The 24,969-nt window shown below is 65.1% G+C and carries 23 protein-coding genes; 7 read left to right on the top strand and 16 right to left on the bottom strand.

Features of this window, described 5'->3' with window-relative positions:
• Positions 1–360: 360 nt before the first annotated feature.
• The 7 genes from ACVINW_RS26350 to ACVINW_RS26380 form a co-directional block, all read right to left on the bottom strand.
• The gene (locus ACVINW_RS26350; RefSeq protein ID WP_456753997.1) at positions 361–1,122 is read right to left on the bottom strand and encodes an SDR family oxidoreductase; all 762 of its coding nucleotides are present in this window, start codon (positions 1,120–1,122) and stop codon (positions 361–363) included.
• A 14-nt stretch (positions 1,123–1,136) separates the two neighbouring features.
• Positions 1,137–1,898, bottom strand: a complete 762-nt coding sequence (locus ACVINW_RS26355) for a peptidase (RefSeq protein WP_456753998.1) — start codon at positions 1,896–1,898, stop codon at positions 1,137–1,139.
• A gap of 109 nt (positions 1,899–2,007) precedes the next feature.
• Complete coding sequence (locus tag ACVINW_RS26360; protein ID WP_456753999.1) at positions 2,008–2,430, bottom strand: carboxymuconolactone decarboxylase family protein; 423 nt, start codon at positions 2,428–2,430, stop codon at positions 2,008–2,010.
• A gap of 117 nt (positions 2,431–2,547) precedes the next feature.
• A complete protein-coding gene (locus tag ACVINW_RS26365) occupies positions 2,548–3,528 on the bottom strand; it encodes a TIR domain-containing protein (RefSeq protein ID WP_456754000.1) in 981 nt (326 codons plus the stop codon).
• A gap of 90 nt (positions 3,529–3,618) precedes the next feature.
• Positions 3,619–4,461: a transglutaminase family protein gene (locus tag ACVINW_RS26370; protein ID WP_456754001.1), complete on the bottom strand. Its 843-nt coding sequence runs from the start codon at positions 4,459–4,461 to the stop codon at positions 3,619–3,621.
• 214 nt (positions 4,462–4,675) lie between these two features.
• On the bottom strand, positions 4,676–5,623 hold the full coding sequence (locus tag ACVINW_RS26375; protein WP_456754002.1) for an alpha-E domain-containing protein: 948 nt from the start codon (positions 5,621–5,623) through the stop codon (positions 4,676–4,678).
• 8 nt (positions 5,624–5,631) lie between these two features.
• Positions 5,632–7,050, bottom strand: coding sequence for a circularly permuted type 2 ATP-grasp protein (locus ACVINW_RS26380; protein WP_456754003.1), 1,419 nt, complete (start codon positions 7,048–7,050; stop codon positions 5,632–5,634).
• A gap of 225 nt (positions 7,051–7,275) precedes the next feature.
• On the opposite strand from ACVINW_RS26380, the gene ACVINW_RS26385 reads away from it, so the two are divergent.
• The 3 genes from ACVINW_RS26385 (at position 7,276) to ACVINW_RS26395 (ending at position 9,293) form a co-directional block, all read left to right on the top strand.
• On the top strand, positions 7,276–8,028 hold the full coding sequence (locus tag ACVINW_RS26385) for a competence/damage-inducible protein A (RefSeq protein WP_456754004.1): 753 nt from the start codon (positions 7,276–7,278) through the stop codon (positions 8,026–8,028).
• Positions 8,029–8,034: 6 nt separating this feature from the next.
• Positions 8,035–8,562 (top strand): xanthine phosphoribosyltransferase, encoded by a 528-nt coding sequence (gene gpt, locus ACVINW_RS26390; protein WP_212015266.1) that lies wholly within the window; start codon positions 8,035–8,037, stop codon positions 8,560–8,562.
• Positions 8,563–8,669: 107 nt separating this feature from the next.
• Positions 8,670–9,293, top strand: a complete 624-nt coding sequence (locus ACVINW_RS26395) for a hypothetical protein (protein ID WP_456754005.1) — start codon at positions 8,670–8,672, stop codon at positions 9,291–9,293.
• A gap of 16 nt (positions 9,294–9,309) precedes the next feature.
• On the opposite strand, the gene ACVINW_RS26400 is transcribed toward ACVINW_RS26395, so the two are convergent.
• Positions 9,310–10,332, bottom strand: a complete 1,023-nt coding sequence (locus tag ACVINW_RS26400; RefSeq protein WP_456754006.1) for a methionine synthase — start codon at positions 10,330–10,332, stop codon at positions 9,310–9,312.
• A 99-nt stretch (positions 10,333–10,431) separates the two neighbouring features.
• Between ACVINW_RS26400 and ACVINW_RS26405 the strand changes: the two genes are divergently transcribed.
• The 4 genes from ACVINW_RS26405 (at position 10,432) to ACVINW_RS26420 (ending at position 15,015) form a co-directional block, all read left to right on the top strand.
• Positions 10,432–11,136 (top strand): glutathione binding-like protein, encoded by a 705-nt coding sequence (locus tag ACVINW_RS26405; RefSeq protein ID WP_456754007.1) that lies wholly within the window; start codon positions 10,432–10,434, stop codon positions 11,134–11,136.
• A gap of 135 nt (positions 11,137–11,271) precedes the next feature.
• Positions 11,272–11,883, top strand: coding sequence for a DsbA family protein (locus tag ACVINW_RS26410; RefSeq protein WP_456754008.1), 612 nt, complete (start codon positions 11,272–11,274; stop codon positions 11,881–11,883).
• Positions 11,883–12,857, top strand: a complete 975-nt coding sequence (locus tag ACVINW_RS26415) for an NADPH:quinone oxidoreductase family protein (RefSeq protein ID WP_456754009.1) — start codon at positions 11,883–11,885, stop codon at positions 12,855–12,857. Before ACVINW_RS26410 ends, ACVINW_RS26415 begins: the two co-directional genes overlap by 1 nt.
• A 112-nt stretch (positions 12,858–12,969) precedes the next feature.
• Complete coding sequence (locus ACVINW_RS26420) at positions 12,970–15,015, top strand: methyl-accepting chemotaxis protein (RefSeq protein WP_456754010.1); 2,046 nt, start codon at positions 12,970–12,972, stop codon at positions 15,013–15,015.
• Here the strand turns inward: ACVINW_RS26420 and ACVINW_RS26425 are convergent, their stop codons facing one another.
• The 8 genes from ACVINW_RS26425 to ACVINW_RS26460 all read right to left on the bottom strand — a co-directional run bounded on the left by ACVINW_RS26425 (position 15,016) and on the right by ACVINW_RS26460 (position 24,852).
• The gene (locus tag ACVINW_RS26425) at positions 15,016–15,693 is read right to left on the bottom strand and encodes an esterase/lipase family protein (RefSeq protein WP_456754011.1); all 678 of its coding nucleotides are present in this window, start codon (positions 15,691–15,693) and stop codon (positions 15,016–15,018) included.
• Positions 15,690–16,580: a crotonase/enoyl-CoA hydratase family protein gene (locus tag ACVINW_RS26430; protein WP_076858572.1), complete on the bottom strand. Its 891-nt coding sequence runs from the start codon at positions 16,578–16,580 to the stop codon at positions 15,690–15,692. Before ACVINW_RS26430 ends, ACVINW_RS26425 begins: the two co-directional genes overlap by 4 nt.
• A 136-nt stretch (positions 16,581–16,716) precedes the next feature.
• Positions 16,717–18,135, bottom strand: coding sequence for an amidase (locus ACVINW_RS26435; protein WP_456754012.1), 1,419 nt, complete (start codon positions 18,133–18,135; stop codon positions 16,717–16,719).
• A complete protein-coding gene (locus ACVINW_RS26440) occupies positions 18,128–19,300 on the bottom strand; it encodes a M20 aminoacylase family protein (protein ID WP_456754013.1) in 1,173 nt (390 codons plus the stop codon). The genes ACVINW_RS26435 and ACVINW_RS26440 overlap by 8 nt, the downstream gene beginning before the upstream one ends.
• Before the next feature lie 5 nt (positions 19,301–19,305).
• The gene (locus tag ACVINW_RS26445; protein WP_456754014.1) at positions 19,306–20,826 is read right to left on the bottom strand and encodes a M81 family metallopeptidase; all 1,521 of its coding nucleotides are present in this window, start codon (positions 20,824–20,826) and stop codon (positions 19,306–19,308) included.
• Positions 20,827–21,189: 363 nt separating this feature from the next.
• Positions 21,190–22,839 carry an ABC transporter ATP-binding protein gene (locus ACVINW_RS26450; protein WP_456754015.1) on the bottom strand — a complete coding sequence of 550 codons (1,650 nt, stop codon included), beginning with the start codon at positions 22,837–22,839 and terminating at the stop codon, positions 21,190–21,192.
• 177 nt (positions 22,840–23,016) lie between these two features.
• A complete protein-coding gene (locus ACVINW_RS26455; protein ID WP_456754016.1) occupies positions 23,017–23,904 on the bottom strand; it encodes an ABC transporter permease in 888 nt (295 codons plus the stop codon).
• Between the two features lie 3 nt (positions 23,905–23,907).
• A complete protein-coding gene (locus tag ACVINW_RS26460) occupies positions 23,908–24,852 on the bottom strand; it encodes an ABC transporter permease (protein WP_456754017.1) in 945 nt (314 codons plus the stop codon).
• Positions 24,853–24,969 lie beyond the last annotated feature (117 nt).

Below are 24,969 nucleotides of genomic sequence, written 5' to 3' on the forward strand. Positions count from 1 at the left end.
TCGCTTCGCTCGCAATGACGGTGATTGTGGCTAGAGTTCTGGATTGCACCTCGCCCCGCTTGCGGGGAGAGGTCGACGCGAAGCGGCGGGTGAGGGGACCCTCCGCGAGTTCGTCTCTCACCGTCCTCATGGAGACTTGCCCTCGCCGACCTTCCCCCGGCGCGCACAAAATTTCGGAATAATGGAAAATACAGCTGAGTTGCCCGACGTGTCAAGGTGCCCTATCGGGCGCTGGCAGCCGCCGGCTCCTTTGCATGGGGTTGTTTTCCATGTTTTGGCCGCGCCCCTGCGACGGCATCGCCGGGACGAGCCCAGCCATGCCGTCGCGTAGCCCTGGCGCAAGCGGGGAGCAGGGGAAGATCAGCCCCGGCCGACGAACGGCATCTTGGTGGCCATGACGGTCATGAACAGCACGTTGGCGTCGAGCGGCAGGCCGGCCATGTACGCGACGGCGTCGCCGACCGCCTTGGCGTCCATGCGCGGCTCGTGCTTGGTGGTGCCGTCCGGCTGCAGCACGCCGGGGCCGTTGACCATGCGGTCGGTCATCGGGGTCGCGGCGTTGCCGATATCGACTTGGCCGACCGCGATGTCATACATCCGGCCGTCGAGGTTTGAGGCCTTGGTCAGGCCGGTGATGGCGTGCTTGGTCGAGGTGTAGGCCGCCGAGAACGGCCGCGGTGCATGCGCCGAGATCGAGCCGTTGTTGATGATGCGGCCGCCGCGCGGGGTCTGGTCCTTCATGATGCGGAAGGCGTGCTGGGTGCACAGGAACGGCGCGGTGAGGTTGGTGTTGACCACGGCCTGCCACTGCTCGAGCGGCAGGTCCTCGAAATGCACCGGCGGCGCGCCCATGCCGGCATTGTTGAACAGCACGTCGAGCCGGCCGTAGGTCGCCTTCACCTTGTCGAACAGGGCGGCGATCGCGGCCGGGTCGGCCATGTCGGCGGTGACGCACAGGCTCTTGCCGGCGGGGCCGAGCTTGGCGGTCTCCTCCAGCATCTCCAGGCGGCGCCCGACCAGCACCACGGTGTAGCCCTTGTCCATCAGAGCGAGCGACGCGGCGCGTCCAACGCCGGTGCCGGCACCGGTCACGAGTGCGATCTTGCTGGTTGCCTCAGTCATCTCCGAGTTTCCTCTTACTTGGTTTTTGCTTCGGTTTCGTTCTTGTAGGGCGGGCGTGGAATGTTCTGGTGCGCGGCGCGCAGCGCCGCCGACCAGCGCGAGCGCAGATCGTGGAAATAGGGCTCGCCGGCCTCGATGCGGTGGTTGAGATCGGCCACGCAGGCGTCGGCGCGCACCACCAGCACGTCGATCGGCAGGCCGACGCCGAGATTGGATCGCATCGTCGAATCCATCGAGATCAGTCCGGTCTTGAGCGCCTCGTAGAGTTCGACGTCGTAATGCATGGCGCGGTCGAGCACCGGCTTGCCGTATTTGTGCTCGCCGATCTGCAAGTAGGGCGTGTCGGTGGTGCATTCGATGAAGTTGCCGGCGGTGTAGACCATGAACAGGCGCATCCGCGAGCCCTGGATCTGGCCGCCGAACAGGAACGAGACGTCGAAGGAGATGTCCTCGGAGCGCAGCGCGTCGCCCTCGGTGGCATGCACCGAGCGGATCGCGCGGCCGATCCGCTGCGCCGCCTGGAACATGGTCGGCGCATTCATCAGCGTCTCGAGCTCGCCGGTGTCCGGATTTTCCATGCCCTCGGTCAGGGTCGACAGGACAGACTGGCTGATCGCGAGATTGCCGGCGCTGGCGATCGCCATGATGCGCTCGCCGGGCTTTTCGAAGATGTGCAGCTTGCGGAAAGTCGAGACGTTGTCGAGGCCGGCATTGGTGCGGGTATCGGCGATCATGACGAGGCCGTCGCGCACCAGAATTCCGCAGCAATAGGTCATTTCCGGTCCCCAACGATCCGCATGTCTCGGCGGGGAAACGTGTAGCCAATTTCGCGGATGCATCCAACCCCAATTCCCCGGGAACGCTGCGCGTTCCGGAGCAAGGCGGTCAGGAGTCCAGCGTTGGTCCCCGTGCATCGACCAGGAACGCCTCGTCCACTGGGACGCCGAGCCCGGTGACCAGCCGGTTGGTCTCGGCAGCCATGCCGACGATCGCGAGCATTTCGTGATACTCGGCCTCGGTCATGCCTTTGGCGCGGGCGGCCGCGGTGTGCGAGTGAATGCAGTAGCTGCAGCCATGGGCGATCGAGACGGCGACATAGAGCATCTCCTTGACCTTCGGATCGAGCGCGCCCGGTGCCATGACTTGTTTGATGCTCTCCCAGGTCCGCCGCAAGGTCTTCGGGTCATGCGCGAGCGCACGCCAGAAATTGTTGATGAAGTCCGACTTCCGCGTCGTGCGGATGTCGTCAAACACGGCGCGGGCGTCCGCCGAGAGTTCATTGTCTGAAAGGAGTTTCACGGTTGCCATCGCTTATCTCGCTGGTCGGGTGCGGAGCCGCGATCATAGCATGCTCGCATCATGGTCATATCGGGTGCACCGCAGGGCCAGCCCGCGATTGCAAGGTGCAGGCGGAACAAGGAGGGATCACGCGAGCGCGCGCTTCTTGGCTCGCTTCAGCGGCACATGGCTGGAGAGCGCCATCCCTTGCAGGTCGCGCAAGATTCGTTCGCTGTTTGGCTCTATGAGCGCCCTAAGCTGCTCGAAGCAGTCCTTGTATTTACGTGACGAGATTTCATCGTCCTGGTCTGGCCATGGATTCTGGATGTTTCCGGGCTTGCCGAAATACTCTCCGATCGTGTGCGTCTTGGATTCTGGAAAATACTGTTTGTAGTCTGCGCTGGCGCACAGGATGAGATCGGCTTCGTCCGCCAGGGCGGGGTAGCGTTTTCTCACGCGATGGTTCTCGAGAATGTCTTCCCCGAACGCCTTGCTTACGATCGAACGCGCACTCTTTGATGCGCCTTGTCTTTCGCCAAAGATCGCGGCCAGGGACATGACGCTGAGGTCGAACGGCAGCGTACGCCCCTTGAAGGCGTTGAGCAGGATGGCCTTGCTCATGGCGCACCGGCACGTGCCGCCGTGGCTGACGAAGACAACGAGCTTCTCGGAAGGGCGTTTCGCGAGCCCCTGGTCGCGCAGCCATTCGACAACGGCCTTTGTGGTGGTCTTCTTTACGTTCTTCGGATCGAACGTTCGATACAGGTGGCCAAGCAGATCGGTAGGCAGGCTTGCAAGAGTGCGATCTTTCAGCAGCAGGACACCGGCCTTGCGTGCGAGCATGTAACCTGTCTCGATGAGCACATTCTTGTTGATGCCGGACTTGGTCCGGTCATCGACAATCGCGATGGCGTGGGAACAGGAATCCATGTCTTTCTGCAGGCTTTCCCACAGGGTCGCCGCGCTCTGTCGATCGTCGGCGCGGACCGTTGCGATGCCATAGCGATCGAGAACGTCACCAATGGTGTCCGCCAGAATCTTGTAGGTCGGCGTGAGGGCAAACGGCATGATCAGGAAGACGCGATGTCCGGTGCCGACCATGTGTGAGAAGTTGGCGTCTCGCAACATGCCACGTCTCCTTGTGCCGACGATCGAATTGGCGTCGGCTTTCCAGGAAATCCACCTCTGTCTTTAACCGAGGGATGGTCGCCGGGCAACTTAGGATTGCGATTGGCTCTGCCACTGTCCGGGACGTCCGGCCTGGTCGACCTTGACCGCGACCGTCAGCGTCTCGTTGCCGCCGCCATAGCGGGTGCCGCGGACAGGGGCGGCGCCGAGATAGTCGAGGCCGATCGCGACGCGGGCATGGGCGTCCGTGGTGCAGATGCCGTTGGCGGCATCGAAGCCGACCCAGCCCAAGTCTGGCACGAAGGCCTCCGCCCAGGCGTGACCGGCCTGCTGGTTCACCATGCCGTCGGAGCGCAGGAAGTGACCGGAGACGAAGCGCGCCGGAACGCCGCCGGCACGCGCGCAGGCGATCAGGATGTGGGCGTAGTCCTGGCAGACACCGCGCTTCAGCGCGAACGCCTCGGAGGCCGAGGTGGCGCTGTTGGTCGGGTCCTCGTCGAAGGTCATATGCTCGTAGATCTGCACCATCAACGCATGCAGGAAGCCGAGCACGTCGCTGTCGGCCTCCGTGCGCAGCTCGCGCACGAACGCCGTCATCGCCGGGTTGAGGTCGGTCAGCGGCGTGGGGCGCAGGAACAGGCTCGGCGGAAACCGCTCGTCGCTACCCTTCAGCACGCCGCCGGTGTCTTGGGTCTCGACCAGGCCTTCGCAATGGATCGTGAGGTCGGTGATCGAACCGTGCGTCAGCACATGGGTGACGTTGCCGAAGGCGTCCTCATGGGTGTCGAGCCGGGAATCGGTCGAGACGTCGATCTGCCAGTCGGCGACATACTGGCCGTCATGGCTACCCGGCGTCATCCGCAGAATCTGGATCACGCCCGAGGCCGCCGGCTCGTAGCGATAGGTGGTGGTATGGGCAATCCGCAGGCGCATGTCGCGTTTCCAGTAGGTCAGATCGGAGCTGGCAGCAACGGTATTTTACCTCTCCCATCGGGAGAGGTCGAATTGCGAAGCAATTCGGGTGAGGGGCTAAGCTCCCTCGATAGACCGAACTCCCTCACCCGGATCGCAAAACGCGATCCGACCTCGCCCTTCGGGAGAGGTGAAGACAGTGCCCGCGGACGGTGCCGATTTCACGACTTTTACTCTAGATCAGATACTGCTTGGTGATGATCTCACCCAGCCTGGAGTTATCCGCGATGAATTCCTGGATGAACTCGTGCACGCCGTGCTGGAAGATGTCGTCCATGTGGCTGTGCTCGAGCCGGTTCCTGATGCCGCGGGCGTGACGCTGGGAAGCGCCCTGGCGGCCATAGGCGACGCCGATCTGGTCCAGATTGCGCACCAGGTTGCTGTAGCAGCTCGCAAGCGAGCGCGGCAGCGTGTCGTTGAGGATCAACAGGTCGGCGATCAACCAGGGTTTCAGGGTTTCCCGGTAGACCCAGTGATAGGCCGTGGTGGCCGACACCGAGCGCAGGATCGAGGTCCACTGGTAGTAATCCAGCGGGCCACCGACATGCTCCTCCTCCGGCAACAGCACATGATACTTCACGTCGAGAATGCGGGCAGTGTTGTCGGCGCGCTCGAGATGCACGCCGAGCCGCGAGAACCAGTAGGCGTCGTTGCGCAGCATGGTGCGATAGGCCGAGCCGTCGAAGCGCAGCGAGGTCTCCTGCACGAAGCGCAAGAATTTCGCCAGCTCCTCGCGGCTGCCGGTGCCGCCCTTGCTCCAGACGGCCTGCAACTCGATCCACGCCGAGTTGATGGTGTCCCACATCTCCGACGTCAGCGCTGTGCGGACCGAGCGCGAGTTGAGCCGTGCCGCCTCGATGCAGTTCTTGATCGAGGAGGGGTTCTCCGAGGAGAAGGAGAGATATTCGACGACGTTCTGCTGGTTGGCTTCCTGGTAGTGATCGTAGAACGCTGCGCCGACTCCGGCGGTGAGCAGCGCGGAATCCCACTCATTGGTTTTGCCGACATAGGCCGCCGGCAGCGCGGTGACGCGCAGCGTGGCGTCGATCGTGCGCGCGAGATATTCGGCGCGTTCGACGTAACGGGCCAGCCAGAACAGGTTTTCAGCGGTGCGCGACAGCATGCTTTCAACTACTCACTCAGTATCCAGGTGTCCTTGGTGCCGCCGCCCTGGCTCGAATTGACCACCAGCGAGCCTTCCTTCAGCGCCACCCGCGTCAACCCGCCGGGCACGATGGTGGTGTGGCTGGAGCCGGTCAGCACGAACGGACGGAGGTCGACATGGCGCGGCGCGAGACCCTTGTCGGTGCAGGTCGGGCAGGTCGACAGCGCCAGCGTCGGCTGGGCGATGAAGCCCTCCGGCTCGCGCTTCAGCTTGTCGCGGAACGCCTCGATGGTCGCCTTGGTGGCGGCCGGCCCGATCAGCATGCCGTAGCCGCCCGAGCCGTGCACCTCCTTGACCACGAGGTCGGCGAGGTTGTCGAGCACGTAAGACAGATCCTGGGCTTCGCGGCAGCGCCAGGTCTGCACGTTCTTCAGGATCGGCTCCTCGCTGAGATAGAACTTCACGATGTCGGGCATGTAGGAATAGATCGCCTTGTCGTCGGCGATGCCGGTGCCGACCGCATTGGCGAGCGTGATGTTGCCGGCGGCGTAGGCCGACATCAGCCCGGGCACGCCGAGTGCGGAATCCGGACGGAAGGTGAGGGGATCGAGGAAATCGTCGTCGACGCGGCGGTAGATCACGTCGACCCGCTTCAGCCCCTCCGTGGTGCGCATGAACACCTCGTCGTTCTTGACGATGAGATCGCGCCCTTCGACCAGCTCGATGCCGAGCTTGTCGGCCAGGAACGAGTGCTCGTAATAGGCGGAGTTGTAGACGCCGGGTGTCATCAGCGCGACCGTCGGTTCGGCGGAGGCGCTGTGCGGCGCCACCGACCGCAGCGCCGACAGCAACTCGTCCGGATAGCGCTCGACCGGTGCCACGCGGTGCCGCGCGAACAGGTCGGGAAACAGCCGCATCATGATCTCGCGGTTTTCCAGCATGTAGGACACGCCGGACGGCGTCCGCGCATTGTCCTCCAGCACGATGAAATTGTCCGGATCGGTGCGGATGATGTCGATGCCGGCGATGTGGACATAGATGTCGTGCGGCACGTCCTGGCCGTTCATCTCCGGACGGAATACCGGATTCTGGAAGATCAGGTCTTCGGGGATGACGTTGGCGCGCAGGATGTCGCGGCCGTGATAGACGTCCTTGAGGAACATGTTGAGCGCGAGCACGCGCTGCTTCAGGCCCTTTTCCAGCAACGTCCACTCGGTTGCGGACATGATGCGCGGAATGACGTCGAACGGGATCAGCCGCTCCTGGGCTTCGGAATCGCCATAGACCGCGAAGGTGATGCCGATCCGGCGGAACAACAGCTCCGCTTCCTGGCGTCGATATTCGAGCGCATCCGGCGGCGTCTCTTTGAGCCAGCGGGAGAGCTCCTGGTAGGCCGGGCGAAGGTCCTCGCCGAGGCCGTTCATCTCATCGAACGCGACTGCCATATATCCCGACTGCCCTCCCAAGCCATGTGACACAGTGCATGACTTGATGGGATGGTAGCAAGGGGCGGGCCAGCGCGATATGCATTGGCCTGTGGCATTTGCTAAGGGTGAGGCGGAAGGCCTGCCCGAAAAACCGGCTGAGGTCTGCTTAATTCGGCGGCAAAACCCCGTGACATCAAGGCATTGGATCGGCAATGTCAGGGGATCAAGTTAGGGAATGAGACCATGAGCGAGATCGTCACGGCGGGGATATTGGTGATCGGAGACGAGATCCTGTCCGGCCGGACCAAGGACAAGAATATCGGCTTCATCGCCGAATACCTGACCAATATCGGCATCGACCTCAAGGAGGTCCGCGTCGTCGCCGACGAGGAGGCCGACATCGTCGCCGCCCTTGACGCGCTGCGGCATAGGTACACCTACGTATTCACGACGGGCGGCATCGGGCCGACCCATGACGACATCACCGCCGACAGCGTGGCGAAGGCGTTCGGCGTCGATATCCACCATCACCCCGAGGTGGTGGCGCGGTTCAGGGAGCGCTGGAGCGAGCAGGACCTCAACGAGGCGCGGCTGCGGATGGCCCGGGTGCCCGACGGTGCCGAGCTGATCCAGAGCGCGACCATCCTGGCGCCGGGCTTCAAGCTCGGTAATGTCATCGTGATGGCCGGCATCCCGACCATCATGCAGGCGATGATGGACATCGTGGCGCCGACCCTGAAATCCGGGGTGCGGATGCTGTCGGACTCGGTCCGCGCCGACGCGCGCGAGGGCGATATCGGCGGCCCGCTGCGGGCGATCGCGGAGGCGAATCCCGACACCATCATCGGCAGCTATCCGTTCCAGGACGAGAATCAGAAGCCGAACACCAATCTGGTGGTCCGCTCGCGCGATCCGGAGAAGCTTGCCGCGGCGATGGCCGCGGTGAAGGAGATGCTGAAGCAGGTGCAAGCCGCGCAGAAGAAGCCGGCGGGTTGAAGCGATATGGTCGAGCGAAATTCTGAACCGAGTGCGCAGGAACGGGCCGGCAGGCCGTTCCCGGTCTCGTGGGATCAATTCCATCGGGACTGCCGGGCGCTGACCTGGCGGCTGAATGAAGTGGGCCCGTTCCATGCGGTGGTCGCGATCACCCGCGGCGGGCTGGTGCCGGCAGCGATCGTGGCGCGCGAGCTCGGCTTGCGGGTGATCGATACGGTCTGCGTTGCCAGCTACGATCATGACAAGCAGGGCGACCTGAAAGTGCTCAAGGGCATTTCGGAGCAGACCGCCAAGCTCGGCGGCGGCACCGGCAAGGGGCTGTTGATCGTCGATGACCTCGTCGATACCGGCAAGACCGGCAAGCTGGTGCGCGAGATGCTGCCCGACGCCCATTTCGCAACCGTCTACGCCAAGCCCAAGGGCCGGCCGCTGGTCGACACCTACATCACCGAGGTGTCGCAGGACACCTGGATCTTCTTCCCCTGGGATACCGCGCTGTCGTTCCAGCCGCCGATCAGGGATGGGGCGGCGTGAGCTTGCCGTCATTCCGGGGCGCGAAGACGCGAACCCGGAATCTCGAGAGTCCGGGTCTGGCCCTTCGGACCATCCCGGAATGACGTGATGGACATCGGACTCGCGCCATGCCCCTGCAGAACCGCGTCGCTCCGTCAGGCGACATCGTCGCCACACACCATCGCGGCACCTTCACCGGCAACCGCGGCATCATCCACGATCCCGCGACACGGACGCTGTTGAACAAGCGCTGGTCGTCGCCGGCGTGGCTCACTTGCGTCTGCGAGTTCAGGGGACGGCGGCGTGAGGTGATGCGCCGGCAGAGCTGGACCGAGCTGTTCTTTCTCGATGAAGCGACCGCGTTCGCGGCCGGACACCGGCCCTGCTTCTACTGCCGCCGCGACGACGCCAACCGGTTTCGCGCCGCATGGGAGCAAGGCAACTCCACGAGCGATCTCAGCGCCAAGGCGATGGATGCGGTGCTGCACGCCGAGCGGCTCGACCGCGGCAGGAAGCGGCTGCATCCGTTGCCGTTGCCGCTCGCCGAACTTCCCGATGGCACGATGGTGCTGGCGAACGGCGAGAGCTTTCTCGTTACGGCCGGCACCACGTTGCGCTGGTCCTTTGCCGGTTACAGCCGGGCCGACGTAGCGGAGGCCGCGATGCTGCTGACGCCGCCGTCGACCGTCCGTGCATTTCAGTCCGGCTATCGGCCGGTGCTGCATCCGAGCGCGGCGGCTGCGCTTGGCTGAGCCGCCGTCGCTGTGCTTACGCCAGCCGCTGCCGCGCCAGCTTCGCGCCCGCACCGAGCGCGATCAGCTTGGCTTCGGCAATATCCCGCCGCATCGGCGCCATGCCGCAATTGGTGGTCGCGATGATGTTGGCCTTCGGCACGTGCTTGGCGACCGCCTCGATCACCTTGACGACATCTTCCGCGGTCTCGATTTCGTCGCTGGCGACGTCGATCACGCCGGCCTGCACGATCTTGCCGGGGAGGGCGGCGAGCAGCTCGATCGGCACCTTCGAATTGCGGCATTCGATCGCGACCTGCTGGATCGTGCTCTTGTCGATGACCGGAAAGGTCTCCTCGTACTGCCGCCACTCGCCGCCGAGCGTCTGCTTCCAGTCGGTGTTGGCCTTGATGCCGTAGCCGTAGCAGATGTGCACGGCGGTCGCGCAAGTGAGCCCCTCGGCGGCGCGCTCCAGCGCCTTGATGCCCCAGTCGCGCACCTCGTCCATGTAGACGTTGAACGCAGGCTCGTCGAACTGGATCATGTCGACGCCGTCGGCCTCCAACGCTTTTGCCTCTTGATTCAACAACTCGGCAAAGGCGAACGCCATCTTGACGCGGTCGCCGTAATATTGGTCGGCGATGGTATCGATGATTGTCATGGGACCTGGCAGGGTGAACTTCAGCCGATTCCTGGTATGGGCGCGCGCGGCACGCGCCTCGCCCTCATGGACGCGGCCCTTGAGCTGCAACGGCGCGACCACCTGCGGGACCATTGCCTTATAGCGGTCCTTGCGGATGCCCATCTCGACCTTGTGGGCAAAATCGATACCCTCGATCCGCTCTAGAAAGCCGTGCACGAAGTGCTGGCGCGCCTGCTCGCCCTCGGTGACGATGTCGACGCCGGCATCCTCCTGCAGCTTGACCGCAAGCACCGTGGCGTCGCGCTTGGCGCGGGCGAGCTCGGCGCCCTCCGACTTCCACGGTGCCCACAGCATGTTCGGCTCGGCGAGCCATTCCGGCTTCGGCAGCGAGCCTGCGATCGTGGTTGGAAACAGCATGGGTGCCTCCCGACGGGTTCTGATTGAGCGCCTGTGTGCCATGTCCTAGAGTGGAGGTACAGAACAACAAAAGTCTTTGTGATGGGAATAGGGACGCCGATGATCGACCTGCACTACGCGCCGACGCCGAATGGCTGGAAGATCTCGATCATGCTGGAGGAACTGGGGCTGCCCTATCAGGTGATCCCGGTGAACATCCGCGCCGGGGAGCAGTTTCGGCCCGAATTCCTGGCGATCAGTCCGAACAACCGCATCCCCGCGATCGTCGACCATCAGCCGGCCGACGGCGGCGGGCCGTTCTCGGTGTTCGAGACCGGCGCGATCCTGATCTATCTCGCCGACAAGACCGGCCGCTTCCTGTCCAGGGAGCTGCGTGCGCGGTCGAACGTCATCCAATGGGTGATGTGGCAGATGGGCGGCCTCGGGCCGATGCTCGGCCAGCACGGCCATTTCGCACTCTATGCCGCCGAGAAGATTCCCTATGCGATCGAGCGCTACCGCGACGAGACTGCGCGGCTCTATGGCGTGCTCGACCGTCAGCTCGGCAAGACCGGCGCCTATATCGCAGGCCCCGATTATTCGATCGCCGATATCGCCTGCTTCCCCTGGACCATGACCCACAAGGCGCAGGGTCTCACCCTCGACGATTACCCGAACATCAAGCGGTGGTACGCGACCGTGCGGGCGCGGCCACAGGTGCAGGCAGGGCTTGCGATCGGAAAATTCGTCAAGGAGCCGTTCGACGAGGAATCCCGCAAGAACATGTTCGGCCAGCGCGCGAAGGAGCTTGTCGAGAAGAAATGATTCGCTGTCATTCCGGGGCGGCGCGGAGCGACGAGCCCGGAATCCATAACCACCATCGTGAGTATGGATTCCGGGCTCGCGCCGAGCGGCGCGCCCCGGAATGACGAAACTGAGACCACAACACAAGGAAACGCCATGATCGAATTCTTCTTCGACTGTTCCAGCCCGTGGACTTACCTCGCCTGGCACAACATCCAGCCGCTCGCGAAGGAGTTCGACGTTGATATCGCCTGGCGACCGATCCTGGTCGGCGGCATCTTCAACACCGTCAATCCGTCGGTCTACGCCCAGCGTGAGAAGCCGGTGCCGCTGAAGGCGCGCTACATGAAGAAGGATCTCGCCGACTGGGCGCGCTCGGCGGGGCTTGCGATCAAGATGCCGCCGACGGTGTTTCCGGTGAACAGCGTCAAGGCCATGCGCGGCTGCATCCTTCTCGGCAACGAGAAAATGGTGCCGTTCGCGCGCGCGGTGTTCGAGGCCTATTGGGGCGATGACAAGGACATCTCGCAGGATGCGGTGCTGAGCGAGATCTGCACCAGGCTCGGGATCGACCCGGCGCAGTTCTTCGCCGGCATCGGCGACCAGGCGATCAAGGATCAGCTCAAGGCCAACACCGAGGAGGTGATGGCGCGCGGCGGTTTCGGCTCGCCCACGATCTATCTCGACAAGACCGACATGTATTTCGGCAACGACCGCCTGCCGCTGATCCGCGAGGCGCTGGCCCGCCTCAAGGCGCGAGCCGCCTGATGCCGAAAGCCGTCGTTTGCCGCGAGCTCGGGCCGCCCGAGCGCCTTCAACTGGAGACCTTCGCCTCGGTGCCGTTGCAGCCGGGGCAGGTGCGCGTTGCGATCCGCGCCGCGGGGATCAATTTCCCCGACATCCTGATGGCCGCCGGCGAGTACCAGCTCAAGCCGCCGCTGCCCTTCACGCCGGGCTCGGAAGCCGCCGGCGATGTCGTCGAGGTCAATGGGGCATCCGGTGTCTCCGTCGGCGACAGGGTGATCGTCAAGATGCGGTTCGGCGCCTATTGCGACGAGACTGTCGCGGTGCCGTCGCAACTCGTGCCGGTGCCGTCGACCTTCGACTATGCGGAAGGCGCGACCTTTCTTGCCGCGCACGGCACCGCATATCATGCGCTGATCGACCGCGGGCAGATCAAGCCGGGCGAGGTGCTGCTGGTGCATGGCGCCGGCGGCGGCGTCGGACTTGCCGCGGTCGAGATCGGCAAGCTGCTCGGCGCCACCGTGATCGCGGCGGCCTCCAGCGAGGAGAAGCTTGCGATCGCGAAACAACGTGGCGCGGATCATCTCGTGCTCTATGCGCGCGAGCCGTTCCGTGATGCGGTCAAGCGCCTCACCGACGGCCGCGGCGCCGATGTCGTGTTCGATCCGGTCGGCGGCGAGGTGTTCGAGAACTCGATGCGCTGCATCAACTGGGGCGCGCGGATTCTCGTCGTCGGCTTCACCGGCGGCATCGGTCTCGCCCGCACCAATCTGTTGATGATCAAGAGCGCGAGCGTGCTCGGCGTTCGCGCCGGCGAGGCGGTGCGCAAGGATCCGGCGCTCGGCGAGGTCAGGTTCAAGGCGCTGAGCGAATGGGCCGAGGCCGGCCGGGTGCGGCCAAATATCTCACACCGGCTGCCGCTGGAGGACTACGCGAAAGCGATGCGGCTGTTGATTGAACGCAAGGCGATCGGGCGGGTGGCGCTAATCACTCGGTAGAACTACGTCCTTTGCACGCGTTCTGCGCAGCGCCTGCCAAAAACTTCGGCGGCGCCGCCGCAGGGCTTTTTTACCAATCGGATGTAGGCATGATCCAACCGGGGGTTGAATCATGTTGAAGAACACCAGGATACTCTATCGCATTGCGTTCTCCGCCTTGCTGCCGCTGATCGCGTTTGCGGCGCTGGCAATCTACGACATCTCGGCGAAATGGTCGGTTCGTTCAGACATCGCCCGGATGCAGCCGGTCGCCGAGGGCGTCGGCAGGCTCAGCCGGTTGGTGCACGAGCTGCAGCGCGAGCGCGGCCTGTCGTCGGCCTATCTCGGCAGCAAAGGCGCGCAGATGCGCGGCGAGCTTGGTGAGCAGCGCAAGCGCACCGATGCGGAGCGGACGACCGCCGAGTCAGCGCTCGTGGATCTCAAACAGTCGGGAACCGGGGATCTGGCCGCGGCCGCGCAGGCGGCGCAAGATGCCATCGGTCAGCTCGGCCAACGCCGCACCGACATCGATGGGCTCGCGATCACGCCACCGGCGGCGGTCGGTTACTTGACCGATACGATCGGCCGACTGATCACGGTGATCACCGGCATTGCGAAGCTCAGCGGCGACGACGAGATTTCGAAATCTATCGCCGCCTATGCCAATCTGATCGAAGGCAAGGAGCGCGCCGGGCAGGAGCGTGCTGCCGTCGCCGGCGGCATCGCTGCGGGCCACTTCGAGCCGCAGCTCTACGTCCGCGCGGTTGGACTTGCGGCGGCCCAGGAGAGTTTCTTCAGTGCGTTCCGCGCCGTCGCGTCGCGGGAGGCGCGAGAGCTGTTCACCCGAACGCTGTCGGGCGGCGCCATCGATACATTCAATGCCATGCGCAAGACGGTGGAGCAGGGCGGGCTCGCGGGCGACTTAAAGTCGCTCGACAGCAAATCCTGGTTCGACGCCGCCACCGTCCGGATCGATATGCTCAAGACGGTCGAGGACGGCCTTGCCGTCGAATTGTCGCGCCTGATGGCCGACAAGAAGACAGAGGCGACCATGAGCCTCGGCGTTGTCGCCGGAATGATGCTGCTGGCGCTGCTTGCGGGATCGCTCGCCGTGCTGGCGATGGCACGCAGCATCACTGTGCCGATCAACACGCTGGCCGGCAACATGACCGGGCTGGCGGAAGGACATCTCGATCTCGAGGTCGACGCCACCGATCGCGGCGACGAGATCGGCGTGATGGCGCGCGCGGTGCGGTTCTTCAAGGAAAGCATGATCCGCTCCGCCGAGCTCGCCGCGAAGGATAGTGAGGCCGCCAACCAGCGCGCGGCCCGCGTTGCGCGCGTCGACGACCTCACCAACCGGTTCCACGATGACATCGGTACGGTCATCGACGCGGTGATATCGGCGTCGGCCCAGCTCGAGGCGACGGCTGCGCTGATGAGCCGCAGCGCCGGCGAGACCAGCGAGCAGGCCGCCAATGTTGCCGGCGCGACGCAGGCAGCGTCCAGCAACATGCAGACGGTCGCTGCTGCAACCGAGCAGTTGTCGGGCTCGGTCGGCGAGATCGGGCGGCAGGTGACGCAGTCGGCGCAGATCGCGCAGCGTGCCGCAGCCGACGGGCGGCGCACCAATGAGACGGTGCAGGGGCTGTCCGCCGCGGCGGAGAAAATCGGCGACGTCGTCAAGCTGATCAGCGAGATCGCGAGCCAGACCAATCTGCTGGCGCTCAACGCCACCATCGAGGCGGCCCGCGCCGGTGACGCCGGCCGCGGCTTTGCCGTTGTCGCCGCCGAGGTCAAGACGCTAGCAGAACAGACCGCGAAAGCGACCGACGATATCCGGGCGCAGATCGGCGCGATCCAGGCGACGTCAGGCGACGTCGTGACCGCGATCCGGAGCATGACGGTCACGATCGACGAGATCAACGAGATCGCCTCATCGATCGCAAGCGCGGTTGAAGAGCAGGGCGCGGCGACCCAGGAGATCGCGCGCAATGTTCAGCATGCGGCCAAGGGCACCGGCGACATCTCGGCCAATATCGGCGCAGTCACAGGCGCGGCGGAAGAATCGGGAGCGGCTGCGGGCCAGGTGCTTGAGGCTTCCCAGGACCTGTCGCGCCAGTCGGCGCGGATGCGGGGCCACGTCGAGAGCTTCATCGGCAGCATCAGGGCCGCCTGATCAGCGCATCCTTGCGAACGTCCCGTCTCGCAAGAAGGCAATCGTCTGCGCGATCGCCTCGTGGTTGCGCACCAGCCAGGGGTGCGAGGTGCGGATCACGATGTGATCGGCCATGCCGTCGAGCCTGGTGTTGGCGACCGACACCCTTCCGTCATGCGGCCGCGGCAGGCCGATCGACGTGATCGGATAGACCGAGCGGTTGCCGGCGATGATGCCGGCCTCATAATCGATCGGCGGCAGCAGTGCGCTGGTCGCGGCATCGCGGCGGGTGACGAGCTGCTGGCCGGCCGGGCCGAAGAAGGCGCGATAGGGGGCGAGGTTCTTCAGGCGGTCTGCGATCTCGCTGCCGCCGTTCGGTGTGCCCAGCATCACGACGCGGCCGAGCCGCGTGGGGCGATGCCGTGCCAGATAGACGCGGGCCAGAAGGCCACCCATCGAATGGCAGACGACATGCACGGCGCCATCGAGGTTCCGCGCGAAGCGATCGAGCGGCGGGTGGATGTCCTCGGCCAGCGCATCGAGCGGCTTGCGCCGGCTGTCATAGTCGAGATTGAGGGTGGCGAAGCCGGCGTCGTTGAGTGCCAGCTCCATCCTGCGAAACGAACGCGCCGTCCTGCTGATGCCGTGCAGCAGGACGACGCCGTCAGATGGTGACGCCGCGTGACGCCGTTCGCTCACTTATAGTCGCGCTCCTGCCACCATGGGAAATAGTCCGGCATGTCGGACGAGACCTTGTTCTTGAACTGCGCCGGGCGCTTTTCCAGGAACGACACCACGCCTTCCTTGACGTCCTCGGAGCGGCCGCGGGCATAGATGCCGCGGCTGTCGACCTTGTGCGCTTCCATCGGATCGTCGGCGCCCATCATGCGCCACATCATCTGGCGGATCAGCGCCACCGAAACCGGCGCGGTCTTGGCCGCGAACTCCTTGGCGAGCGCGCGCGCGGTCGGCAGCAGCTCGTCCGGCGGCACCACCTTGCTGACCAGCCGGCCGGCGAGCGCTTCCTGCGCCGGGAACACGCGGCCCGAGTAGCACCACTCCAGCGCCTGCGAGATGCCGACGATGCGCGGCAGGAACCAGCTCGAAGCGGCCTCCGGCACGATGCCGCGCTGGGAGAACACGAAGCCGAAGCGCGCGGCTTCGGAGGCAATGCGGATATCCATCGCGAGCTGCATGGTGACGCCGATGCCGACCGCCGGGCCGTTCACCGCGGCGATCACGGGCTTCAGGCACTTGAATATCCGCAGCGTCACCTGGCCGCCGCCGTCGCGGACCTGCGGATCGCTGTAGTCGACGCTGCCGTCGGCGTTGCGCTTGACCGGGCCGCGCCGCGCGTCGCGGTCGAACGTATTGGCGCCGGAGGAGAGATCGGCGCCGGCGCAGAAGCCGCGGCCTTCGCCGGTCACGATGATCGCCCTGACGTCGTCGTCCTTGTCGGCCTTGTCGAACGCGTCGATCAGCTCCTGCTGCATCGTGGCGTTGAAGGCGTTGAGCTTGTCGGGCCGGTTCAGCGTGATGGTCAGGATCTGCTCGGCGACCTCGTACTTGATCGTCTCATACGCCATGGGGATGATTTCCTCTCGGTTTTCTTGAATGAACGGCGCTGGCGCGCGTCTCCATTCAGTTAACCCGGCAATCATCCCTTGTGAAGAAGTCGGATGCGCGAGGTTGGCTCCGCGCATCCGCACTTGCGTTGAGGCGCTACTTCTTCGGTGGCGCGGGCCACGGCTTCTGCGGGCCGCGCAGGCCTTCGAATGCCTTGCCCATGCCGAGCACGCCGATGTCGTCGAACCGGCGGCCGATGATCTGGACGCCGATCGGAAAGCCCTTCTTGTCGTAGCCGGCGTTGATCGACAGCGCCGGATTTTCCGACATATTCCACGGCACGGTAAAGCAGATGTGCTCGAACGGCTTCGCGGGGTCGTTGAGTGGTGCTGCAAACTCCGCCGGGAAGTTCACCACCGGCGACACCGGCGAGATCACATAGTCGACCTCACAGAACAGTTTTGCGGCGGCCGCGCGGATCGCCATCGTCTGGTTGAAGCCGCGCACCACATCGACGCCGGAGAGTTTGGCGCCGGCCTCGGCCCAGTTGAGGATGTAGGGCAGGGTCTTGCCGCGCTCGGCCTCGGACAATTTCGACAGCTCGTCCCAGGTCCGCGCCCGCCAGAAATTATCGAGGCCTTCGAGCATCTCGGGCGTCAGGATGCCGTCGATCTCAGTGATCACGGCGCCGGCGGACTCGAACGCCTTGGCCGCCTTGACCACGACCTCGCGGACTTCCTTCTCGACCTTCTGGCCGGATCCGGCATCGAGCATCAGCCCGATACGCAGCTTGCGCGGCGACTTCTCCAGCGCCTTCCAGTTCACTTCCAGCGCCGGCAGGCTCATGCCGTCGCGGCGGTCGGGGCGCGACAGCACGCTCATCATCAGCGCGGCGTCGTCGACGGTGCGGGTCATCGGCCCGGCGACGCGGCCGACATAGGGCGGGTCGATCGGCACGCGGCCGAGGCTCGGCTTCAGCGCGACGAGGCCGCACCAGGAGGCCGGCAGCCGCACCGAGCCGCCGATGTCGGTGCCGAGATGCAGCGGCCCGTAGCCGGCGGCGCCGGCCGCGCCAGCGCCGGCGCTCGAACCGCCGGGGTTCTTGCTGACATCCCAGGGATTGCGGGTCAGGGGATGGAACGACGACAGCCCGGACGACAGCATGCCGTAATCTGGCATCGTGGTCTTGGAGAAGATCACGCAGCCGGCTTCGCGCAACCGCGCGGCGGGTGGCGCATCCTTTTCCGCAGGCGTGAGCTTGACGCTCGCAGCACCCAGCGGCACCGGCTGGCCCTTGGTCGCGACGTTGTCCTTGATGGTGACGGGCACGCCGTCGAGCGTGCCGGCCGGCTCGGCCTGCTGCCAGCGCTCGGTCGACGCCTTGGCGACTTTGCGCGCTCCATCCGGGTCGTACAGGTAGAGCGCCTTGATGTGCGGCTCCCAGGTCGCGACCTGGGAGATGATTTCCTCCAGCACCTCGGAGGGCGAGAACTGCTTGGCACGATAGCCGGCGAGCAGGTCGACGGCGGAGAGATCGTGCAGCGATGTGATGGCGTCCGCTTTCGGCTTATGCATGCGCACCTACCGGCATGCGTTTCTCGATGATGCGCGCGAACATGCTGGCGCCGATCGGCAGGATCTTGTCGTCGAGAACGTAACCGGGATTGTGCACGGGCACTGAACCATCGTGGCCGACCCAGAAATACGCACCGGGAACAGCCTGCATCATGTCTGCGAAATCCTCGCTGCCCATCTTGGGCGTCGAGCGGGTGATCACCTTGGCCGGATCAACCACAGTTCGCGCGACGTCCTCGACCACGCGGGACTGCTCTTCCTGATTGACCAGCACGCTGAAGCCGTCGCGGATCTCGACCGAGATCTCGGCGCCATACGCGGCGGCAAAGCCGGCAGCGATCTCGCGCATGCGCTTGCGGATCAGCGCGCGGATCTCCTCGGAGAAGCAGCGCACCGTGCCGCACATCCAGGCGTCGCCGGGAATGACGTTGTAGGCCGAACCGGAATGGATCTGGGTGATCGACAGCACCGCAGCCTGCAGCGGATCGACGTTGCGGCTGACGATCGACTGCAACGCCTGTCCGAGCGTCATGGCGATCACCACCGCGTCCTTGGAGCGCTCCGGCATCGCGCCATGGGCGCCATAGCCCTGGATCCTAATGTCGAAGAAGTCGGCTGCGGCCATCGCCGGGCCCGGCAGGATCGCGATCTCGCCATGGTTGAGGTCGGGCGCGTTGTGCAGGCCGTAGACCTCGTCGCAGGGGAACTGCTTGAACAGGCCGTCCTTGATCATGGCGCGCGCGCCGCCGAGGCCTTCCTCGGCCGGCTGGAAGATGAAGTGCACGGTGCCGTCGAAATTGCGGGTCTCGGCGAGATAACGCGCCGAGCCGAGCAGCATCGTGGTGTGGCCGTCATGGCCGCAGCCATGGAAGCGGCCGGGAATGGTCGAGCGCCACTTCAGGTTGGTGTTCTCTTCCATCGGCAGCGCGTCCATGTCGGCGCGCAGGCCGATCTTCTTGGTGCTGTTGCCCTTGCCCTTGAGCACGCCGACCACGCCGGTCCCGCCGAGGCCGCGATGCACTTCGATGCCCCAGCTCGTCAGCTTCTCGGCGACGATGCCCGACGTCCGCACCTCCTCGAAGCCGATCTCGGGATGCGCATGCAGATCCCGTCTGATGGCGGTGAGTTCGTCGGCAAAACTGTCGATGCGCTCAATGGTCGGCATGGTCTCTATCCGTTTGTGCGTGATGGGGAGGCGGGTGTGAAAGTCGGGCCGTTAGGCTTGATACGAATGCCCGGCCGCAAATGTTTCCACGGCAGCGTGGCGGGATCGGCGGGCATCGGCCCGGGCGCGGCGCAGATCAGCAGCTTTTCGGCGATCGGCTCGAAATCGGCGCGGAAATGCACCGAGCTCTTGTTGACCAGGATCTTCTGCGTGGTCGGCTCGATGCCGACATAGCGGTACATCGCCTGGTCCGCAAGCTGCGCCTTGTAGGAGCCGACCACCACGCGCACGTCGCCGATCCGCAGGCAGGCCGAAGGTCCCATATCCATGTCGCGGCCGCCGTAGAATGGCCCCGGCGCGACGAACCGGCCGTCGGAAAGCTTCTCGACGAGGAAGGTCTCGCGGTAAGGCGCATCGCCCGGAATACCGGACTTGCCGCCGAGATCGAGCGTGACCGTCGCACCGACGCCGGCCGCGTGCGCCGCGCGCGCCGATTGCGGGTCGCAGATCACGCCGGTGGCGGCACTTGCTCCGTTGCGCACCAGCGCACGCAGCATGCCCGTGGTGTCGGAATTGCCGCCGGCGCCGGGATTGTCCTGGGTATCGGCGATCACGATCGGCTTCGACGCCGATGCCGCTAGCTTCATCGCCAGCCGCACGCCCTCGTCGGGCGTATGGATCGGGCCGTCGAAATCGTTCTCGTGGCTTTCGACCAGCGCGGCGATGCTGTCGGCGGCGGCGTCGGCATCGGCCTGGGTCCGGCCATAGGCGAATACGCTCGGGCCGCAGTCCCTGATATCGGCGGCGGGAAAGCCGAACGCAAACGACAGCGTCGGAACCGCGTCGCTCTCGAGCGCCGCAAGCTTCTGATAGATGCCCTTGGCCGGCTGGTCGTTGGTGCATTGCCAGCTGATCGCGATCAGGAACGGCAGCTGCCGGAACGCCTTGGCGAGACGTTGCCCGGATTTGAGCAACAGGGCCAAATGCCTGGCGCAGGCGCGGCCGGTGTCGGCCATGTCGACATGCGGATAGGTGCGGTAGGCGATCAGTGCATCGGCATGTTCGATCATCTCGGGCGAGACGTTCGCATGCAGATCGAGGCTCGCAACCAGCGGAACGTCCTTGCCGATCGCCTTGCGCACGCGGGCGAGGACTTCGCCTTCGCCGTCGTCATAGTGCTCGGTCACCATGGCGCCGTGCAGGTCGAGATAGACGCCATCGATCGGCCCGGCGGCGACGATGCCGTCGACCATGTCCTTGACGATCCGCTCGAAGGCATCCTTCGTCACATGTGCCGACGGGGTCGCGCCGGTCGCAATCGTCGGCACCAGCTCCCAGCCATTGGCTTCCGCCGCCTCGACAAAGCCGGCGAGGCCGGCATTGATGTTGCGCATCACCTTGAGCACCTCGGCGCCGCGCGTCATCGACGGCCAGCCGCCGCCATGCACGAAGTCGTCATAGGTTGCCTTCGTCGGTGCGAAGGTGTTGGTCTCGTGCAGGAAGCCGCCAACGGCAATGCGGGTCATCAAGTTGGTCTCGATACGTTTCTTCGATCAAGGTGCGACTGGAATGGTTCGCACCACGATCCGGCCTCGTTGGTTGGAGCGCGATCTTTCGGGAAAACCAGTGCCCACCTTCCAGGTCATGCTCTCGCGCGCGACGTTAAGCGTGTCGTCGCGCCAAGCGCAAGCCGCGGAGCACTGCCGGATTTGCATGCCCTCAGCGCAGTCCGTCATTGCGAGCGGAGCGCCGTGGTGGCCCGGATGAAGCGAAGCGCAATCCGGGGACCTGCGCGCCGGATCGATCGCCCCGGATTTCGCGGAGCCTGTCATCGGGCGCGCGTTCGCGCGACCCGTTGGCTCCATCCGGGCTACGGGACAATTAAAGACCTAGGCCGTTGCCACAATGGCTTCCGAAACGGGACGGAAGTTCGCAAAATCCCAGCCGCGGCCCGGCGCCGCATCGAGCAGCGCGCGGGTGTAGGCCTGCTGCGGGTTGGTCAGCACCTCCGCCGCCGGTCCCTGTTCCACGACACGGCCGCGCTGCATCACGGCGACGTCGTCGCAGATCTGGGCGGCGACGCGCAAATCATGCGTGATGAACAGCAGCGCGATGCCCAGCCGCCGCTGGATTTCGTCGAGCAGCTCCAGAACCTGCGCCTGCACCGAGACGTCGAGCGCGGACACCGCTTCGTCCGCCACCAGCACGTCGGGATCGAGCGCCAGCGCACGTGCGATCGCGATGCGCTGGCGCTGGCCGCCGGAGAACTGGTGCGGGTAGCGCGAGATCGCGTCGGGCGGCAAATGGACCAGCTCGAGCAGCTCGCGGGCCCGTGCCAGCGCATCCTTGCGCGGCATGCCGTAATTGATCGGGCCCTCCGCGATGCTCTCGCCGACGGTGACGCGCGGATTGAGCGAGCGGTAGGGGTCCTGGAAGATGATCTGGATCTTCTGGCGATGCGGCTGCAACAGCCGCCGCGACAGCTCGGAGATCTCGCGGCCGGCAAGCCGCACGCCGCCGGAGGTCGGATCGATCAGGCGGACGATGCAGCGCGCCACCGTGGATTTTCCGGAGCCGCTTTCGCCGACGATGCCGAGCGTGCGGCCCTTGCGCAGCGTCAGCGTGACGTTGCTGGCGGCGGAGACCTCGCGGGCCTTGCCGTACAGCGAGCGCTCCCGGTAGACCTTGCTGAGCTCGTTGGCTTCCAGCACCACCGGCTCTTTCGTGTCGGGGCGTGGCGCGCGCGGCACGAGGCTCGGCACCGAGGACAGGAGGTTGCGGGTGTACTCCATCTTCGGCGTGCGCAGCACCTCCTGCAGCGGGCCGGCCTCGACCAGCCTTCCGTGGCGCATCACCGCGACGCGGTCGGCGATCTCCGCCACCACGCCCATGTCGTGGGTGATGAACAGAACAGCGGTGCCGTGATCGCGTTGCAGGTCGCGGATCAGCGTGAGGATCTGCTTCTGGGTAGTAACGTCAAGTGCCGTGGTCGGCTCGTCGGCGATCAGGAGCTTCGGTTCCAGAACCAGCGCCATCGCGATCATGATGCGCTGGCGCTGGCCGCCGGAGAGGCGGTGAGGGTAGGAGGAGAAGATGCGCTGCACGTCTGGCAGCCGCACATGCTCCATCATTGCCAAAATCTTCTGGCGCCGCGCGCGGGCGTCGAGATCGGTATGAGCGCGCAGCACCTCGTCGATCTGGCGTCCGACCGGCACGACAGGATTGAGCGCGGTCATCGGCTCCTGGAAGATCATCGCCATCCGCGTGGCGCGCAACTGGCGCAGCCGCCGGTCGGTGGCGGTCAGCAGCTCCTCGCCGACCAGTTTGACGCTGCCGCCCGACGGCACCAGCGTGCCCTTCTGCAACAGGCCCATCGTGGTCAGGGAGGTCACCGACTTGCCCGAGCCGCTTTCGCCGACCAGGCACAGCGTCTCGCCCTCGTGCACCCTTAGCGAGAGGTCGTCGATGATACGGTGCGCATCGGCCTTGCGGCCGAGGCCGACGACGAGGTTGTTGATGTCGAGGACGACGTTGGTCATGTCAGGCTCTCTTGGCGCGGCTGTGAGGAGCGAAGCAACGGGAACTATCCAATGTCATTCCGGGATGGTGCGCCAGCACCAGACCCGGAATCTCGAGATTCCCCGATGCGCACTGCGCATCTGAGGTTCGATGCTTCGCATCGCCCCGCAATGACGGCTTCAGAAGCGCTGAAGCCGTCACTTGCCCTCACGCTGCTTCATGCGGGGATCGAGCGCGTCGCGGGCGGCGTCGCCGATCAGATTGATGCTGAGAATGGCGATCGAGAGCAGCAGTCCCGGCCAGAAGATCAGCGACGGCTTGACCTGGAAGAAGGCGCGGCCCTCGGCCATGATGTTGCCCCAGGTCGGCGTTTCCGGCGAGATGCCGGCGCCGAGGAACGACAGGATCGCCTCGGTCAGGATCGCGGATGCGCAGACATAGGTGCCTTGCACGATCAGCGGCGCGATCGTGTTCGGCATCAGATGCCGCCACATGATCTTGGGCAGGCTGGAGCCGAGCGAGATCGCGGCCTCGACATAGGGCTCCTCGCGTGCGGTCAGCACCACCGAGCGCACCAGCCGCGCCACCCGCGGGATCTCGGGGATGGTGATCGCGACCATCACGGTCCAGATGCTGGCGCCGGACAGCGACACCACGGCGATCGCAAGCAGGATGGCGGGAATCGCCATCAGGCCGTCCATCACGCGCATCATCACCGCATCGACCCAGCGGAAGAAGCCGGCGACCAGGCCGATCACGAGCCCGATGGCGATCGAGCAGACGGCGGCGCCGAGCCCGATCACCAGCGAGATCCGCGCGCCGTAGATGACGCGCGACAACAGGTCGCGTCCATAGGCGTCGGTGCCGAGCAGATATTGCGCGCTCGACGGCTTCAGTCGCTGCGACGGCGTCAGCAAGAGTGGATCATGCGGCGCAAGGAGCGGCGCGAAGATCGCCATCAGGATGATGAGGGCAAGACAGATCGTCGCAACCGCGATGATCGGCGTCGAGGTCAGGAAGCCGAACTTGACGCGGAACGGCCGGGTGACGGGAATCGAGGCTTCGGGAAGGGTTTCGATCGCCATTGCTCAGTACCGGATACGAGGATCGAGCAGGGTGTAGGCGACGTCGATCAAGAGATTGACTGCGACATAGATGCCCGACGTCAACAAGATCATCGCCTGGATCACCGGATAGTCGCGCGCCAGCACCGCGTCGACGGTGAGGCGGCCGATGCCGGGCAGGTTGAACACGCTTTCGGTGACGACGACGCCGGAGATCAAGAGCGCGAAGCCGGAGCCGATCACGGTGATGACCGGGACCGCGGCGTTGCGCAGCGCATGGCGCAGCAGCACGCCGGTCTCGCCGATGCCCTTGGCGCGCGCGGTGCGGACGTAGTCCTCACCCAACACGTCAAGCATCGAGGCCCGCGTCATGCGCGCGATCAGCGCGACATAGATGAAGGAGAGGGTGCAGGTCGGCAGGATGATGCGTTCGAAGAACGGACCGAAGCCGGCCGAGATGCTCTTGAAGCCCTGCACCGGGACCCAGCGGAACGGGTAGATCGCAAACACCTGGATCAGCACATAGCCGATCACGAACACCGGCACCGAGAAGCCGAGCACCGACAGCCCCATCACGCAGCGGTCGATCCAGGTGCCGTGCTTCCATGCCGCAATGACGCCGAGCGGCACTGCGACCAGGATCGAGAGGATGATGGTGGCGAGCGCGACCGAGATCGACGGTTCGAGGCGCGGGCCGATCATCTCGAGGATCGGCTTGTTCGAGATCAGCGAGACGCCGAGGTCGCCATGCAGCAGCTTCGCGACCCAGGTGTAGAACTGGATGTAGATCGGCTCGTTGAGACCGAGCGAGGTCCGGATGCGTTCAAGCTGTTCCGGCGTCGCATTGTCGCCGGCGAGGATGGCGGCGGGGTCGCCCGGCGTCAGCCGCAGCAGCAGGAACACGAACAGGGCCACCACGCCCATCACGGGAATGGCGGCGAGGATGCGGCGAAGCAGATATCCGAGCAAATTGGATCCGTTGGGTTGTGGTCGATGAAGTCCCCAGCGGGACCGTTGCACACCGGACCGTAGCACAGATGGTAGCAAACACAGGGTAGAAGTTGAGCAAGTCCCGTGCCATCGGTG

Source organism: Bradyrhizobium sp. USDA 4461 (assembly GCF_054055655.1).